Origin of the sequence: Rhodococcus sp. T2V, assembly GCF_029269925.1 — a bacterium.
Classification (GTDB): domain Bacteria; phylum Actinomycetota; class Actinomycetes; order Mycobacteriales; family Mycobacteriaceae; genus Rhodococcus_F; species Rhodococcus_F koreensis.
Window position 1 is genome coordinate 1 of the sequence record NZ_JARJBD010000298.1, and the last position, 1,188, is coordinate 1,188.

General features: G+C 68.1%; 1 protein-coding gene. It reads right to left on the reverse strand.

Annotated elements, in window-relative coordinates; translation table 11 throughout:
* A partial coding sequence (locus P3H15_RS53990) for an aspartate aminotransferase family protein (protein ID WP_276144822.1) occupies window positions 1–1,188 on the reverse strand: 1,188 nt, incomplete at both ends.

Genomic DNA, 1,188 nt, shown 5'->3' on the forward strand with positions numbered 1-1,188 from the left:
ATTTCGTCGAATTCGGTTTGCCCGCAGATCAGCGGGGGTGCGAGTTGGATGACCGGGTCGCCGCGGTCGTCGGCCCGGCAGTACAGGCCGGCGTCGAACAGGGCGGTGGAAAGGAACCCGTGCAGGATCCGCTCGGCCTCGGCGTCGCTGAACGACTCCTTCGTGGTCTTGTCCTTGACCAGTTCGATGCCGTAGAAGAAGCCCTCCCCGCGCACGTCCCCGACCATCGGCAGGTCGGTGAGCTTGTCGAGGGTGGCCCGAAATGCCGGCGCCTGCTCGGCGACGTGCGCGTTGAGGCCTTCGCGTTCGAAGAGGTCCAGGTTCGCCAGCGCCACCGCCGCGGAGACGGGGTGCCCGCCGAAGGTGTAGCCGTGCGCGAACATCGACGTTCCCTCCGCGAACGGTGCGAACAACCGGTCGGAGGCGATCATCGCCCCGATCGGCGAATACCCCGACGTCAGGCCCTTGGCGCAGGTGATGATGTCGGGCACGTACCCGAAGTCCTCGCACGCGAACATCGACCCGATCCGCCCGAACGCGCAGATCACCTCGTCCGAGACCAGCAGCACGTCGTACTCGTCGCAGATCTGCCGGACCCGTTCGAAGTAGCCGGGCGGCGGTGGGAAGCAGCCGCCGGCGTTCTGCACCGGTTCGAGGAAGACGGCGGCGACGGTGTCGGGGCCCTCGAATTCGATGGCCTCGGCGATCCGGTCGGCGGCCCAGATCCCGAACGCCTTCGGATCACTACCGAGGGGGTCGGGGGCGCGGTAGATGTTGGTGTTGGGGACCCGGAACGCGCCGGGGGTGAGCGGTTCGAACGGCGCCTTCAGCGCCGGGATGCCGGTGATCGCGAGCGCCCCCTGGGGTGTGCCGTGGTAGGCGATGGAGCGGGAGATGACCTTGTGTTTGCCGGGTTTGCCGACCTTCTTGAAGTACTGTTTGGCCAGTTTCCAGGCGCTTTCGACGGCCTCGCCGCCGCCGGTGGTGAAGAACACCCGGTTCAGGTCGCCCGGGGCGTAGCCGGCGAGGCGTTCGGCGAGTTCGATCGCGGGTTCGGTGGCGTAGGACCAGAGCGGGAAGAACGCCAACTGTTCGGCCTGCTTGGCGGCGGCCTCGGCGAGCTCGGCCCGGCCGTGCCCGGCCTGCACGACGAACAGCCCGGACAGCCCGTCGAGGTAACTCTTGCCG